Origin of the sequence: Bradyrhizobium sp. sGM-13 (assembly GCF_018398875.1) — a bacterium.
Classification (GTDB): domain Bacteria; phylum Pseudomonadota; class Alphaproteobacteria; order Rhizobiales; family Xanthobacteraceae; genus Bradyrhizobium.
Genome location: NZ_JAGWDK010000187.1, coordinates 1 through 500, shown reverse-complemented (window position 1 = coordinate 500; position 500 = coordinate 1). Strand labels below are relative to the sequence as shown.

Here is a 500-nt window from a genome sequence, read left to right as displayed (position 1 = left end):
GTGGCCTCATGCATCGCGACATTGGGAATGGGGAGGCCGGGTAATGGCCGGAGCGAGAGACCAGGTCGCACGCGTCGTTCGCGCCGGGCCGGAAACGGCCGGCGACGAAGCTGCGCAGGAGGCAGCGGATCAACTGCGCACCCAGGTCGCGGAGGAAACCCGGCGTCGCCCCGCCGAAACCCCCGGCGCTGTGGAGATCGAAAAGCCCGATGGGCCTGTCGCCAACGCTGCCGATACCGCCGCGGCGAAACCGGGCAAGCGCAAATTCGTGATGATGGGCGTGCTCGGCTTGCTGGCGCTCGCCGCCATCGGCTACGGCGTCTATTTCGTTTTCGTCGGACGGTTCTATGTCTCGACCGACAACGCCTATGTGCGCGCCAACAATACTACGCTTGGCGCCCGGGTCTCGGGTCATGTCGCGGCAATCCTGCCCGCCGACAATTCGATCGTTCGCACTGGCGATGTGATCTTCAGGATCGATGACGGTGACTACCGTATTG

The 500-nt window shown here is 64.6% G+C and carries 1 protein-coding gene; it reads left to right on the top strand.

The genetic code is table 11. The features are described 5' to 3' along the window. Positions 1 to 43: 43 nt before the first annotated feature. Positions 44 to 500, top strand: a 457-nt coding sequence (locus KJQ96_RS38715; RefSeq protein WP_213291187.1) for a biotin/lipoyl-binding protein, incomplete at its 3' end; no start/stop codon positions are given.